Raw genomic sequence first — 14,999 nt, 5'->3', positions numbered from 1 at the left:
AACCTATGAACCAGCCTCCTGTCAGCATCGCCTTAGAGAAACTAAATATCCCCCACCAAATCTTTCGTCATGAAACGCCGGTGGATTCGTTCGAGAAAGCCGCCAGTGACCGCGGTCAGCGCCCTTCGCAAATTGTGCGCACGATCCTCTTCCGCGTGACGGAGGATGAGTTCGCGCTCGCCCTCGTGGCAGGACCGGGGCAGATCTCGTGGAAAATTTTGCGGAAGCTGCTGGGTAAATCACGTATCACGATGGCAACCGAAGAAGAAGTGCTGGCAGTTACCGGCTATCGCATCGGGACGGTGGGTCCGTTTGGGTTGTTGAGACCAGTGCGGATGTTCATCGAAACGGGAGTCTTACAAGAAGAGGAAGTATCCATTGGGTCAGGGATGCGTGATACAGCGGTCATTATCAAGAGCGCAGACTTGAAGAAGGCTTTGGGGAATGTGGACGTTGTAGAATTGTTTGAGTGAAAATATTTCAGACGATGGACGATAGACCGTAGACCGCAGGGCATCTATCGTCCATAATCAGTAGTCTATCGTCTTCGGTCAAAAAAAATGGAGAATAACAATGAGCTATAAACAACGCGTGATCGATTTTGTTGAGATCGAATGGGCAGGATATGTTGAGCGCTTTAATCGCCTCCCTGAACTGGACGGCTCGAAGCGTGTGCGCAATCAAGGCTATGAACGCTTTCGAGACATGCTGGCACACATCCTTGCCTGGTGGGAAGATGTAATGCCGATCGTACTGGCAATTGCCGAGAACCGTGAGTTCGAAAAGAAAAAATACGATTTCGATGCCTTTAACGCGGAAGCGGTTGCAAAATATAAAGACTGGGACGAAGCCGAGTTCCTGGCTCACTTTGAGAAAACGCGTCAGAAAGCCGCAGCAGATCTGAGGTCCATGAACGAAGCGGCATTCGAAGATCGTCGCATTCAGGGACGGCTCAACGGCGTCTTCATCCATCATGCCCGCGAACATCTGGTCGCATTGAGCAAGTTCCTTACGTTGGATACGCTTGAACATGAATGGAAAGCATTACCGGCAAAATTCGATGCATCCGATAAAAAAGAAGAGTATTTGAAAAAAGAAGGTTTGTCGCGTTTTGGCGATGTGCTGGCACATGCATTTGCATGGTGGGAAGAGGGTGTGATCGCGGTACAGGGTGCGCTGAAAGACCCGGGGTTCGTGTACGATGGTCCGGCAAATACGGATGCGTACAATGCAGAAATCGTGGCAAAATATCAGGGAACCAGTGATGCCGAACTACGGACACTTTTTGAGCAGAAGCGGCTTGCATTGATCGACCTCGTGCGCGGATTACCTGAGAGCGCCTTTGAAATCCCGACCATTGAAAACTGGCTTGCCGCAGATATTGTGGAGCACTACGACGAACACACTCTATAGAAAGGTTTCACCATGGATCACATCGTATACCTTGCCCTTGGAAGCAATATAGGGAATCGCCTTTCAAATTTAAAGAACGCCATTTCGAACCTGCCGCCTCAAATGGAGGTCAAAAAGAAATCGCCGGTTTACGAAACTCCGCCCTGGGGCTATGCCGATCAGCCGCCATTTTTGAATCAGGTGGTGCTGGTAGAAACCTATATGGAGCCGGAGAATTTGCTCAGCCATTTGAAACGGCTCGAATCTGCACTTGGGCGCGAACCCAGCTTTGAGAATGGTCCGCGCGTGATCGATATCGATGTGTTGTTCTACGATGATGTGATCCTGAACACGCCGCCGCTGATCATCCCGCACCCACGTCTGCACCACCGTGGATTTGTGCTGGTGCCGCTGAATGACATTGCACCCGACCTGGTACACCCAACCCTTGGGAAAACCATCAGCGAATTGTTATTGGATGTAGACCGGCTGAACATCAACGAATATAAAGGAAAGTAGTCATTAGACGATAGACGATGGCTGATTTTCAATGGTCTATTGTCAGTCGTCTTCCGAAAGGATAGTATGCGAATCATCCGTTATCAAACTCCTGAAGGCGCCGCCACCTACGGCTGGATATTGGAAGATAAAGTTGGCGAAGTGCAAGGCAATCTTTTCGGCGAATATCGCCGCCGTGAAGCACGGACTCCTTTCAAGGAGTTGAAGCTGCTCGCGCCTTGTGAACCAAGCAAGATCGTCTGCGTGGGACGGAACTATGTGGAACACGCCAAAGAACTCGGTAATGAAGTACCGAAGATCCCGCTTATCTTCTTAAAGCCGCCCTCTTCCATTATTGCCACAGGTGAATATATTGTGCTCCCGGCACAGTCCAAGCAGGTGGAACATGAAGGTGAGTTGGTGGTGGTCATTGGCAAACGTGCAAAGAACGTCACTGCTGAGAATGCCAAGGAATATATCTTCGGCTACACCATCGGCAATGACGTCACCGCCCGTGACCTGCAAAAAACAGATGGGCAATGGACGCGCGCCAAGGGCTTCGACACCTTCTGCTCTTTCGGTCCATGGATCGATACCGACTTCGACCCATCCGATGCCGTGGTGACCTGCCGCGTCAACGGGCAGATGCGCCAGATGGCTTCTTCACGAGACATGGTCTTCAACGTCGGCACACTCGTTGCGTATATTTCATCGGTCATGACACTCGAGCCGGGTGACTTGATCTTCACGGGCACGCCCGCCGGTGTTGGTGAACTACAGAACGGTGATATTGTCGATGTAGAGATCGAGGGGCTGGGGAAGTTGAGTAATCCGGTCAAGGCTTAAGATTTAGCATCCACGAAGGACTCGAATTTTCACGAAGCGCAAGACCTTCGTGCCGATCCGTAACTTCGTGGATTTTTTATTTAAGCCTAGAACACATTGGCTGCTCTTTTTGTGGTTAAATTGAATGAAGGAGTCTTGTATGTCCACCGAACTCGAAACCTTCCTGCAAAAATATCCCGCTTACAAACAAACCCAAAAAATAGACGACCTGCGTAAAACTGACTATGCCCGACTCGACTCGGGTGAGCATGTTTATTTCGATTACACCGGTGGCGGCATTTATGCCGAGTCGCAAATCCAAAAACACTATGACCTTCTCAAACTGAATGTCTTCGGTAACCCGCATTCCTCCAACCCCACATCCCAAGCCGCCACCCACCTAGTCGAAGGTACACGCGACTACATCCTCAAATTCTTCAACGCCGACCCGGACGAATATCTCGCCATCTTCACATCCAACGCCAGCAGCGCGCTCAAACTCGTCGGCGAGAGTTACCCCTTCCCGAACGGACGCTACCTCCTCACTTTCGACAACCACAACTCCGTCAATGGGATTCGCGAATTCGCGCATGCCCGCGGCGCAGAGGTGACCTACATTCCCGTCATGCTGCCCGAGATGCGAGTCGACGCCTCACAACTGGACCTCGAACTGTCTCGCCCTTCCAAGTCTGGTCATAACCTGTTTGCTTTCCCCGCCCAATCGAACTTCTCCTCCGTCAAGCATCCCCTCGAATGGATCGAGAAAGCTCACGCCCACGGCTGGGACGTGCTGCTCGACGCGGCTGCCTACGTCCCCACCAGCAAGCTGGACCTGAGCAAGGTCAAACCTGATTTTGTGCCGATCTCCTTCTATAAAATTTTCGGCTACCCAACCGGGTTAGGTGCACTGATCGCAAGAAAATCCGCATTGGCAAAACTTCATCGTCCCTGGTTCGCAGGTGGGACGATCACCGTTGCATCCGTTCAAGGCGATAAATATTATCTCGCCGAAGGCGCACCTGCCTTTGAAGATGGCACACTTGATTATCTGAATATCCCCGCGCTTGAGATTGGACTCAGGCATATCGAGTCCATTGGCTATGAAGTCATCGGTGAACGTGTCAAAACGCTCACAGGCTGGCTGTTGGAAAATCTCACGTCCATGAAACACAGCACGGGCGAGCCGCTGGTTCGGTTGTTCGGACCCAACTCCACTGAAGGCAGAGGCGGAGCCGTCACGGTCAACTTCTACGACAAGAACGGCAAAGCCTTCGACCATCGCTTCGTTGAAAGCGAAGCCAACAAGGTCAATATCTCGCTGCGCACTGGCTGTTTCTGCAACCCCGGCGCAGGTGAAGTGGCGCTCGGCATCTCCCGCGTGGAATTGGATGTGTGCTTTACCTCGCCCGATCACAAAGACAAAATGACCATCGACGACTTCCGCCTGTGCATCGACGGTAAATCCTCCGGCGCTGTACGCATCTCGGTGGGACCGTTCACAAACTTCAACGACGTGCAAGCCTTGCTGACATTTTCGAGAGGGTTGTTGAGTTAAGGCTGTCTTGCTGAGCAATAGCGCCACGTCCCCGAAGGGGAAAGCGTCTCTACGATAATTTACGAAACCCTTCGGTCGCGAAGAGCATGCTCCCTCAGGATGACAAAAAGGCGGGTATATAAAAAAGTACTATGTTTACATCATGGCAAGCAATTCTCGTGTTCTTTACACAGGCGTGACCAACAACGTTGAACGGCGTGTTTATGAGCATAAAAATAAACTCGTCGAAGGGTTTACCACTAAGTACAATGTCAACCGTCTTGTCCATTACGAAGAAACAAATGATGTGAATGTTGCGATTGCACGTGAAAAGCAAATCAAAGGCTGGTTGCGTTCGAAGAAGATCGAGTTAATTGAGTCGGTAAATCCTCAATGGAAGGATTTAAGTTTGGACTGGTATATTTAGCAAATCTAAGCAGTGTGTCATCCTGAGCCGATAGGCGACACATGCACCACATTGCGGATGCAGTGCGGTGAGGATCTCTACCATTTTGTGCAAGACTCTTTGCCATGCCAGAGACTCGTCGCCGCAAAAGACAAGAACGCGGCTCACGCGTACCTGTCGTACGGTACAGGCAGAATGACACAATACACAAAGGAGAGACACCATGAACATCTCAAACGTCCACCTCATGTACGAATACAACTACTGGGCAAGCGGAAAGATCCTTGCCGCCGCGGCAAAAGTGACCGAAGAACAATTCCTCGCGCCGGGGGAATATCCCTTCGGCGGCTTGCGCGGGACTCTCGTCCACATTATTGATGCCGAGTATGGCTGGCGTGGCTTGTTCGAGGAAAATAAATTCGGCGACGAGATCAAACCTGAAGAATTCCCCGACCTTACTTCTCTCACCGAACGCTTTCACATGGAAGAAGAAGCCATGCGCGCCTATCTCAACGGGTTGAGCGATGAAGACATGGAAAGTCACAAAAAATATACTGCTGATAATGGCGCAGAACGTGACCGCATCTTGTGGCATTGTCTTTACCATGTGGTCAACCACGGCACACAACATCGCAGTGAAGCCGCCGCCATTCTCACCAGTTTCAACGCCTCCCCCGGCGACCTGGACTTTACCGTTTTTCTCAACAAATACCAGGCTCGTTAAAACACTCCGCCAGCATGGTGCGCAACAAAACCTGAGAGAGTATGCTTCCAGATTGATCCACCCATTCTCTGAAAAAAAAAGGAAAACACACCATGACCGATCAACCCACACGCCCCATTCGATTTGTTGTGCTCCACAAACCCGGACCCAAGTGGCAAACCGGTGTGGACTATCGCCAACAAGAAGGCGTGAACGCGCATGTGCAGCATTATTTAAAACTTCACCAGCAAGGCAAACTTCAACTTGGCGGACCTTTTCTCTTGCCGGATATCGGCGGCATGATGGTCACAACCAAAGATGTCACTCTTGAGGAGATCGAAACCTTTGCCGCCGAAGACCCTGCAGTGATCTCCGGCTTGCTTACGTACGAAATCCGCCCATGGATGACAGCCATGGAGCATGAAGGATAAAATATTTTCATGGTTAAAAAAGTTACCGGGTTTATTTTCATTGCCGCGGCTTGTTTTGCAGTCTCGTATGGAATTACATACTTTCTTTTCAATCTGAGCGAACGCCCCGCTGTCGATCAGATATTGATGCTGTTCTTTTTGACCTGTGCCCTGACCTGGATATTCTTTTTTCTGTGGATCGATGGCATTCAATTTGACCTTAAGCTGGATCTATCCTGGTTAAGTATGAATGCCTTGCGTGAAAATGCGCCGGGGATCATCCTGGCTCTGCTTTTCATGCTCGTGTATCTGTATTTCGGCACAACATTAAATAACTTTGGCGTGGGTCAGGTGGACAATCTTTTCGATGCCGATGTAGGTTCGTGGATGCGGCGCATCTCCTCACCCGACGTCAAAGAGTTCGAGATGCGCGGTCCGCATCCTTTCACTTATTTTATTTTCCAACCCTTTGGGCGCTCCCTGAACCTTTTCACACAAGACCCAACCCTCTCGGCAATCCTGTTCAATGCCATGGTGGGTGGTGCATGCGTGTTCCTGATGTGGATCTTCGTAAAACGTCAATTTGAGAGCCGGAGTTACGCCTTCCTTCTGGCAGCCCTGCTTGGATTAAGCGCCTCACACTTCTTTTTTGGCAGTGTGATCGAAACATATATCTTCTCGGCATTTGCCTTGCTGCTATTCCTTGTGATCCTCCAGAAAAAGGATCGTTCCATCTTCGCCCTGGCAGCGGGAGGTGTACTCACCTTCGGTATCACGCTCACGAATTTAATTCAGAATATTCTCAGTTTTATCGTCATCCGCCCACGTCTGAGAGATATCCTGCGTTTCACCGGATGGACGATCGCCGTCTCGCTGGCACTCACTTATTTGCATGCTTTGGCGTATCCTGCCAGTAAACTCTTCTTCCTTACACCAGATATTGAGACCGAAGAAAAGTTCTTTCTGGATATTCTCAAGATGCCCGAGTGGTTCATCATTGGGCGGCTGATGTATCTAGTGCGGACCATGCTGCTCTACAGTGTGATTGCCCCCAAAGTATTTGTCCTTACAGATGAAGTGGGCAGCACGATCCCTGAATTCCGTTTTTATAAGATCTCGATCGGCACCTTCCACCAGACCAGCTATGATGGGCTCGGGCAGATCCTCGTCATTATTTGGGCGCTGATCCTGACTGTTTCTGGAATCGTCTTCCTATGGAACTTGATCCGCACCCGCAAACTCGACCTGACCTTCTCCCTTTTGTTGTGCCTTTTATTTAATTTTTTCGTCCATGTCAACTATGGTCAGGAGCTTTTCCTCTATTCGCCCGATTGGACGTACGCCCTGATCCTTTTCATCGCCTTCGGGTTGGCACCATTCGCAAGGAATCGTTTTTTTCAGGCGGGCATGCTGGTCTTTCTGATCTTACTGGCATATAACCAATGGCAATTTATCAGTATCATTCTTGGTGCACTTGAAGCATATATCCGTTCCATAACATAAGGCTCGCATCCATGCAAACCAACCAGACCCGTTCCGCCATCAAACCAGGCATGACCGTACTCATCGTCCTAAAACAGGATCAACGCACCGGCAAGCTCACCAAAGGGATTGTCAAAGACCTGCTGACCAATTCACCCACCCATCCGCATGGCATAAAAGTTCGTCTCACAGATGGGCAAGTAGGGCGCGTTAAGGAAATTGTACAGCCTTCGTAAAGTAATTCCAGAGCATGTCATGTTATCAATACCTCATGACCACGCCCAAACTAAATTACGATCAGATCGCACCTCAATACAATCAACGCTATCCTGCTTCTCAAACATGGGAACGTGGACAGGCACTTCTTGAACTTGCCCAACAGGTGAATGCCAAAACCCTTTTGGAAGTTGGCAGCGGCACCGGCTTCTGGCTAAACCTGCTTGACCAGACAGGTGCGGCATTATACGGGTTGGATTACTCCATGGGAATGATCCAACAGGCAAAGAACCAACCTGCGCCTCTTCATCTGACCCGTGGAACGGGTACACATCTCCCGCTGCGTTCCGCCACCTTTGACCTTGTTTACTGCGTAGATGCCATCCATCACTTCGGAGATCATCACAGATTCATTGCCGAAGCGTATCGTCTGCTCAAACCGGGCGGCGCGCTGGCGATCATCGGGCATGACCCGCACCAAGGCTCCTCCAACTGGTATATTTATGATTACTTCGATACCGTTTACGATACAGACTTGCGCCGCTATCCTTCAGGTCAAGCCGTTCTCAAATGGATGGAACAGGAAGGCTTTCGCCAGATAGCTGACAAAACAGTGGAGCACATTCAAAACGTGCATATCGGCGATGCCGTGTTGAAAGACCCATTCCTCAAGCACAGTGCAACCTCACAGTTGGCACTGTTGAAGGAAGAGGAGTATCAAACCGGTTTAAATCGCATCATGGAGGCGCTCGAAAGGCAAAAAGAAGCTGATGAACGGATCATCTTTCGCTCAGACATTCACGTCAAGATGTTCCTGGGATACAAACCTTGAAGCAGCCTACGGTTTGTTGGGGTAAACTCAAGCAAGAGCATAGAGAGAAGCGAATTGCCCGGGTCTTTTAGACCGGGCAATTTTTAATTCGCATGCTATACTCGCCTCGAATTAGTCACCTAGAGGAAAATCCATGAAAAAGATCCTGTTATCGTCTGTCATCTTATTTTTAGTCTGCGCCTGCGGACCTTCCGCACCTGCCTCGCCGACTGCGGACCTGCCAGACTTGATTCCCCCGACCCCTACTCAAGTAACTCCAGACTCTACAGAAGCAAGCAATCTGCCGCTCGAGCAGACTCCGCTTGTGGCTGCCCCCACTGACCAACCCGTCACTCTAGCAACGCCGGTCTGCATCGACTCAGCACCTATGCAGGCAGATATTGACCGTGCGCTTGCATTTTCTGGTAGGTTATTTGAAACCGGCGATTGGGAACGCACCTACACGGTCACCAATGATGTTGTCCAAGTATCGTGGTATAGCGCGTTGATCCCAGCCATTGTCAATCTCGAATTACATATCTTTCCGTGCGGGTACGAAGAACCGGACTTGAACACCTTTTTTAACACGGATGGCTGGAACATCATCTTTGGAAACTATCAAAGCTATCAGTACGTGACCGAATGCCGCAACAACAATGGTCTGCGTTTGTATGAATTCATCGCCGTGGACCAAGGCGTGGAGTATAACGTCCGTTACTGGTCGGTGAATGATACGAACAATCGCATCATCACCTTCATGATCGTTTTGCCTATCCAGTCGCCAGACTTAATGGAACAGTATTCCTACAGTTTGTTCCCCGCTCTGCAAAGTTGCGAATAAATCAAATGACAACTGCCATTTGATTAAAGGAATCATTTATGACCTCCCGTTACGATATTTTGTTTCAGCCTATCCAGATCGGACCTGTGACTGCGCCGAATCGTTTCTATCAAGTGCCGCACTGCAACGGCTTTGGCTGGCGCATGCCCAAGGGACTCGCCGCCATGCGCGGTATGAAAGCAGAAGGAGGTTGGGGCGTGGTTTGTACTGAGGAAACGGAAATTCACTACACCAGCGATCTCTCGCCATTCTTCGAAGGACGCATTTGGGATGATGCCGACATTCCTTCCTTGCAGTTGATGACTGAATCCGTCCATAAACACGGCTCACTGGCTGGCATTGAATTAGCTTACAACGGACGCGACGCCTCGAACCTCTACACCCGCGCAGCTCCTTTCGACCTCGCCTCACGCGGACTGGTCGGTGGCAGCGGCTATGAACCGGGTCAATCACGCTCCGCATCAAAAGATGATCTCAAACAAATCCGTAAATGGCATCGCAATGCCGCCATCCGCGCCAAACGGGCAGGCTTCGACATCATCTACTGCTATGCCGGGCATAACTTGACGCTTGCATTTCATCTTTTATCCAAAGATAATGACCGTTCTGATGAATACGGCGGTTCGCTTGAAAACCGGGTGCGTTTCTTCCGCGAACTGATCGAAGATACCAAAGAGGCTGTTGGCGACACTTGTGCTGTGGCGGTACGTTTCGCTGTAGACGAACTCCTTGGCGCAGAAGGCATGCAACATGACGGTGAAGCACGTGACATCGTTGGTATGCTCGCCGAATTGCCCGACTTGTGGGATGTTAACATCAGTTCATGGAAGAACGATTCCATTACTTCGCGTTTTGGGAAGGAAGGTCACCAGGAAAAATATATTGCCTTCGTCAAACAACTGACCACAAAACCCGTCGTCGGCGTGGGACGTTACACTTCACCCGATAGCATGGTCTCTGCCATTGAGCGCGGCATCATGGACATGATCGGCGCGGCACGCCCCTCCATTGCCGACCCCTTCCTGCCGACCAAGATCAAGGAAGGCAGGCACGAAGATATTCGCGAGTGCATCGGCTGTAACATCTGCGTCACCGGCGATACCCGTTTCGTTCCCATTCGATGCACGCAGAATCCCACCATGGGCGAAGAGTTCCGCCGCGATTGGCATCCAGAGATCATTGCGCCCAAAAAATCAGAAGAAGAAATTCTAATCGTCGGTGCTGGACCCGCAGGGTTGGAAGCGGCTCGAGCGTTAGGTCAGCGCGGGTACAGAGTCATTCTCACCGACGCGAAGCGTGAGGCGGGCGGGCGTGTGCTGCTCGAGTCACAACTTCCAAATCTGATCGAATGGCGGCGTGTCATTGATTGGCGTCTGACACAGATTCAAAAACTCGAAAACGTTTTCTTTTATCCGTCCAGCAAAGTCTCAGTGGAAGATGCGCTCGAAGCTGGCGCGCCGCATATCATCATTGCCACCGGTTCCACCTGGAGGCGTGATGGCATGGGGCGATATCATTCGCGTCCCCTCCCTGGCAATGGCAATGTCTTCACGCCCGATGACTTGATGAGCGGAAAACTCCCCACAGGCAAAGTTCTCATCTACGACGACGACCATTACTACATGGGCGGCGTGTTGGCAGAATTACTTGCCACAAACGGATGTGAGGTCACGCTCGTTACACCTGCGCCTACCATCTCAGCATGGACTGAATACACCCTCGAACAGAGCCGAATCTACAAACGCCTCCTCAGCCTGAATGTGACTCTTCTTCCGTATCACGCTCTCGCCTCCTTCTCTCCGACAACGGCTGCCATCACACATACAATTACCAACACTGAAACATCTCTCGCCTGTGACGCCATCGTCATGGTCACAGATAGAATCCCCAACGACAGTCTGTATCACGAACTCAAGCCCGCCCTTGCGGATGGTCGGCTCAAGTCCCTGCGCCTCATCGGCGACGCTGAAGCGCCCAACATCATCGCCCAAGCCGTCTTTAGCGGTCACCTCGCTGCCAGAGAATTCGACGAAGTCATTGACCCCGATGTGGCGCCATTTAAAATAGAGAGATAGTTTTTAACTCTTCACGTTTCACTTCGCATGGTGAAGCATGAAAAGTGAAATGCGAAAGAAAACTCCATGCCTTCCCCTCTCATCCTTGTTACCGGCGCGACGGGTTACATTGCCAGCCTGCTCATCCCGCAATTGCTCGAAAAAGGCTATCGTGTTCGCACAATGGCTCGCCACCCGGAACGCCTCAAAAAACGTACATGGTACAAGCAGGTCGAAATGATCCGTGCCGATGTGATGGAACCGGAAACTCTTGCAGCCGCCATGCAAGGCGTGCAGACGGCATACTATCTCATCCACAACATGTCACGTGGACATGGGTATACCGAAGCTGAAACCCTGGCGGCTCACAACTTTTCTCAAGCCGCAGAGCAAGCGGGCGTGGAGCACATCATCTATCTTGGCGGGCTTGCCGACCCGGAGCAACACATTGCTCCGCATATGCGCTCTCGCATTGAAACTGGTGTAACCCTGCGAAAAGGCAGCGTGCCGGTGACGGAATTTCGCGCAGGGGTTATTGCGGGCTCAGGCAGTATCTCTTTTGAGATGATCCGTTTTATGACGGAGTTATTCCCGATCATCCCCGGTCCCATTTGGTTGAAGAACAAATCCCAACCGATCGCCGTTCAGAACGTCATTGACTATCTTCTAACAGCATTGACCAATTCCAATGGACGCGGCGGTGTATTCGAGATCGGGATGCGACAGGTTTTCATTTACACAGACTTGATGAAAATGTATGCCAAGGCACGTGGACTTAAGCGCGGCATGTTCCTGTTGCCCTATGTGCCGGTCTGGTTCATGGCATTTGGCATTGATCTGATGACGCCTGTGCCATATCCCATTGCGCATGCACTCGTCGGCGGGCTTTCGAGTGACAGTATGATCTTGCATGACACGGCAGAAAAAACTTTCCCTGAGGTAAAACTCATGGACTACGAATCAGCCATCACTGAAGCCATGAAGCGTTTGCATCCACTGAGAATAGAACGGGTATGGGAAGACGGCTCGAGCGGCGTCAAAGTTCTGAAACACGAGGGGTTCTTCATTGACCAGCGCGCAATGAAAGTAGACATCCATGCAGAAAAAATTTTGAATGTCGTAAAACGCTTTGATAATAATAAAGATTGGCTCTTCGCCAATTGGTTATGGAAATTACGCGGCGCACTGGAAGGAAAACAGAGCGATTTTTACGAGGTGGATTTTCAGAACGAGAACATGATTTTGTTTCACTCGAAACTACGCTCTCCCGGCAAAGGCTGGATGGAATGGCGCGTGGAAGAAGGCTTGTTGATCCAAACCGCCTATTTCGCCCCGTATGGTTTGGGCGGATTTTTATACTGGTATTTGCTCGCGCCCGTTCACACTTATCTTTTTCGCGGACTGCTTGAGACCATTGCAAAAAAAGCAGTGGTACAATGATTTTATATACGATCAGCAAGCGGCGAAGTCCGGTGAAAACCCGGCGCTGTCGCGCAACTGTAAAGATAGTTGAACAGTGCAATAGTTGAGTAGTTGAACCACCAAACTACACCATTATCAAGCTGCCAAACTACCCAAGCCAGGTCGCCCGCTCTGATCGGTTCAACCACTTCTCGCGGAAAGGAGGTGGAGAACGGGTCCCAACAGGATTGCCTCTCCCCTCCCCAGCCTATGCTGGGGATTTTGATTCACACCCAGATACCAAACAGGCACATCGTTATTAAATACATATCAGGAGATAAGATGATTCGTAAGATTTTTGTTTTGACCTTGTTGATCGCGCTGCTCACAGCATGTGTTCCGGCGCCTCAAACCACACCGGTCGTTGAACCGGCTGCCACTGAAGTTCGCGCCACCGAAGCGCCAACAGAGGCTGTCACTGACGGTCCCATGACTTTAACGGATGGTCTTGGGCGCGAGGTAACTCTTGCTGCCCCGGCACAACGCATCGTGACCCTTGCCCCGTCACTGACAGAGTTTGTCTTCGCCGTAGGCGCTGGCGAACAGTTGGTCGGACGCGATGAACTTTCAGACTTCCCTGCCGAAGCAGCGGATATTGTCAGCATTGGTTCAGCATACGGTGGTTTGAATACAGAAGTCATTCTTGCACTTGAACCGGATCTAGTTCTGGCTGCAGAGATCAATACCCCTGAACAGGTTAACGAATTGGAAGGCTTGGGGTTAACTGTGTATTACCTCGCCAATGTACTTACTTATGAAGATCTGTACGGACACGTCCAACTTTTTGGAAAGATCACCGGGCACGAAGAAGAAGCTGCAACATTGGCTGCTTCACTTAAGATGCGAGTAGAGGCTGTGAATTCTGCAGTCGCAAATGTTACTGAAAAGCCAACCGTTTTCTATGAGATCGATGGCAGCGATCCTTCCAAACCCTGGACGACTGGCCCGGGTACATTTATGGATACGATGATCAGCATGGCTGGCGGCGAGAATATTGGCGGCGTATTAAGCGACCCCTTTGTACAAATAAGCGCAGAAGAGATCGTTGCACAAGACCCCGATATCATCCTGCTTGGCGACACCCTATATGGCGTGACGATCGAATCCATTGCCGAACGAACTGGTTGGGCAAACCTGAGCGCTGTGAAAGAAGGCAGAATTTTTGCCTTCGACGATAATCTCGCCAGCCGTCCCGGTCCGCGCATGGTAGATGGGTTGGAACAATTGGTAAAGGTCTTGCATCCTGATTTGGTGATCAATCAATAATTTGCAAGGGCGTCCGTTTCAGCAAATAAAAACTATTTGTCAGGCAGAGACGGACACCCTCGCTATATTTTTTATGCGCCGCTTTCCCTTTCTCTCTTCCATTCTTTTTTTTCTATTCGCCTTGCTCTTAAGTCTGGCGATTGGGTCTGTTTTTTTGCCGATGAGTGAGATCCTATCCGCCATTCGAGGGCAAGGCACGGAACTGACACAGAACATCTTATGGAAGATACGTCTGCCGCGTACAGTCTTGATCGCGATGACAGGCATGGCATTGGGTGGAAGCGGCGCAGCATATCAAGGCTTATTCCGCAACCCGCTGGCTGACCCATTTCTGATCGGCATCGCTTCCGGTGCTGGATTGGGCGCGGTAGTGACAATGTCTATGCAATGGTCTTATTCATTCTGGGGGTTGATGGCAATTCCGCTTTCAGCATTTATCGGCGCGCTGCTGACCGTCTCTTTCGTTTATTTTCTCGCACGCATCGGGCAAACGGCACCGGTGACAAACTTGATCCTGGCAGGTGTAGCTGTCTCTTCATTCGCCACATCATTGATGTCATTCCTGATGCTGCGTTCAGACGGTGAACTGCGCCGCGCCATGAGTTGGTTGATGGGCGGTTCCATCCAACTTGGTTGGACATCTGTACTGGTCATGCTGCCATACCTCATCATCGGCTTGGGCACGCTTACCCTGTATGGACATGCCCTCAATTTGATGCAATTCGGTGATGAACAAGCACAGCAACTGGGGCTGAATGTCAATCGCACCAAACAGATCATCCTCATCACTTCTTCGCTGGCAACAGCAGCGGCAGTTTCGTTCGCCGGGATCATTGGCTTTGTTGGCTTGGTCGTTCCGCACATCATGCGCCTATGGTTTGGCGGAGATTATCGCCGTTTGATCCCGCTCTCGATCCTTGGCGGGGCGACCGCGCTATTGATCTCAGATGTCATCGCGCGTGTATTACTTGCACCGCAGGAGCTCCCCGTGGGCATCGTCACAGCTCTGGCAGGCGCGCCATTCTTTTTATGGATCCTGCGCCGCACCAAAACCCAGGGACTTTGGTAAAAAACATATATCAGAGAACACACAGAGCACG

The 14,999-nt window shown here is 50.7% G+C and carries 16 protein-coding genes; all 16 read left to right on the top strand.

What is annotated here, in order from left to right:
- The first annotated feature begins 5 nt into the window (after nucleotides 1-5).
- The 16 genes from IPG80_RS09010 to IPG80_RS08935 all read left to right on the top strand — a co-directional run bounded on the left by IPG80_RS09010 (nucleotide 6) and on the right by IPG80_RS08935 (nucleotide 14,968).
- Nucleotides 6-473, top strand: a complete 468-nt coding sequence (locus IPG80_RS09010) for a YbaK/EbsC family protein (RefSeq protein WP_345105449.1) — start codon at nucleotides 6-8, stop codon at nucleotides 471-473.
- Nucleotides 474-573: 100 nt separating this feature from the next.
- Nucleotides 574-1,413 carry a hypothetical protein gene (locus IPG80_RS09005; RefSeq protein WP_345105446.1) on the top strand — a complete coding sequence of 280 codons (840 nt, stop codon included), beginning with the start codon at nucleotides 574-576 and terminating at the stop codon, nucleotides 1,411-1,413.
- A gap of 12 nt (nucleotides 1,414-1,425) precedes the next feature.
- Nucleotides 1,426-1,911 (top strand): 2-amino-4-hydroxy-6-hydroxymethyldihydropteridine diphosphokinase, encoded by a 486-nt coding sequence (gene folK, locus IPG80_RS09000; RefSeq protein WP_345105443.1) that lies wholly within the window; start codon nucleotides 1,426-1,428, stop codon nucleotides 1,909-1,911.
- A 66-nt stretch (nucleotides 1,912-1,977) separates the two neighbouring features.
- Nucleotides 1,978-2,736 carry a fumarylacetoacetate hydrolase family protein gene (locus tag IPG80_RS08995; RefSeq protein WP_345105441.1) on the top strand — a complete coding sequence of 253 codons (759 nt, stop codon included), beginning with the start codon at nucleotides 1,978-1,980 and terminating at the stop codon, nucleotides 2,734-2,736.
- A 139-nt stretch (nucleotides 2,737-2,875) separates the two neighbouring features.
- A complete protein-coding gene (locus tag IPG80_RS08990; RefSeq protein WP_345105438.1) occupies nucleotides 2,876-4,270 on the top strand; it encodes an aminotransferase class V-fold PLP-dependent enzyme in 1,395 nt (464 codons plus the stop codon).
- Between the two features lie 118 nt (nucleotides 4,271-4,388).
- Complete coding sequence (locus IPG80_RS08985; protein WP_345105631.1) at nucleotides 4,389-4,676, top strand: GIY-YIG nuclease family protein; 288 nt, start codon at nucleotides 4,389-4,391, stop codon at nucleotides 4,674-4,676.
- Nucleotides 4,677-4,878: 202 nt separating this feature from the next.
- Nucleotides 4,879-5,379: a DinB family protein gene (locus IPG80_RS08980; protein ID WP_345105435.1), complete on the top strand. Its 501-nt coding sequence runs from the start codon at nucleotides 4,879-4,881 to the stop codon at nucleotides 5,377-5,379.
- Nucleotides 5,380-5,471: 92 nt separating this feature from the next.
- Nucleotides 5,472-5,789 (top strand): YciI family protein, encoded by a 318-nt coding sequence (locus IPG80_RS08975; protein WP_345105433.1) that lies wholly within the window; start codon nucleotides 5,472-5,474, stop codon nucleotides 5,787-5,789.
- Between the two features lie 9 nt (nucleotides 5,790-5,798).
- Nucleotides 5,799-7,271 carry a hypothetical protein gene (locus tag IPG80_RS08970; RefSeq protein ID WP_345105430.1) on the top strand — a complete coding sequence of 491 codons (1,473 nt, stop codon included), beginning with the start codon at nucleotides 5,799-5,801 and terminating at the stop codon, nucleotides 7,269-7,271.
- Between the two features lie 11 nt (nucleotides 7,272-7,282).
- Complete coding sequence (locus tag IPG80_RS08965) at nucleotides 7,283-7,486, top strand: YwbE family protein (protein WP_345105427.1); 204 nt, start codon at nucleotides 7,283-7,285, stop codon at nucleotides 7,484-7,486.
- A 35-nt stretch (nucleotides 7,487-7,521) separates the two neighbouring features.
- On the top strand, nucleotides 7,522-8,298 hold the full coding sequence (locus tag IPG80_RS08960; protein ID WP_345105425.1) for a class I SAM-dependent methyltransferase: 777 nt from the start codon (nucleotides 7,522-7,524) through the stop codon (nucleotides 8,296-8,298).
- Nucleotides 8,299-8,431: 133 nt separating this feature from the next.
- Nucleotides 8,432-9,118 (top strand): hypothetical protein, encoded by a 687-nt coding sequence (locus IPG80_RS08955; protein WP_345105423.1) that lies wholly within the window; start codon nucleotides 8,432-8,434, stop codon nucleotides 9,116-9,118.
- Nucleotides 9,119-9,156: 38 nt separating this feature from the next.
- Complete coding sequence (locus tag IPG80_RS08950; RefSeq protein ID WP_345105420.1) at nucleotides 9,157-11,193, top strand: FAD-dependent oxidoreductase; 2,037 nt, start codon at nucleotides 9,157-9,159, stop codon at nucleotides 11,191-11,193.
- Nucleotides 11,194-11,259: 66 nt separating this feature from the next.
- A complete protein-coding gene (locus IPG80_RS08945) occupies nucleotides 11,260-12,612 on the top strand; it encodes an NAD(P)H-binding protein (RefSeq protein WP_345105417.1) in 1,353 nt (450 codons plus the stop codon).
- A 303-nt stretch (nucleotides 12,613-12,915) separates the two neighbouring features.
- The gene (locus tag IPG80_RS08940) at nucleotides 12,916-13,899 is read left to right on the top strand and encodes a cobalamin-binding protein (RefSeq protein ID WP_345105414.1); all 984 of its coding nucleotides are present in this window, start codon (nucleotides 12,916-12,918) and stop codon (nucleotides 13,897-13,899) included.
- Between the two features lie 73 nt (nucleotides 13,900-13,972).
- Nucleotides 13,973-14,968: an iron ABC transporter permease gene (locus IPG80_RS08935; protein ID WP_345105411.1), complete on the top strand. Its 996-nt coding sequence runs from the start codon at nucleotides 13,973-13,975 to the stop codon at nucleotides 14,966-14,968.
- Nucleotides 14,969-14,999: the final 31 nt, after the last annotated feature.

The sequence above is a fragment of the Candidatus Villigracilis vicinus genome (assembly GCF_016702885.1).
Lineage (GTDB): Bacteria > Chloroflexota > Anaerolineae > Anaerolineales > Villigracilaceae > Villigracilis > Villigracilis vicinus.
This window is presented reverse-complemented; position numbering and strand designations above follow the sequence as displayed.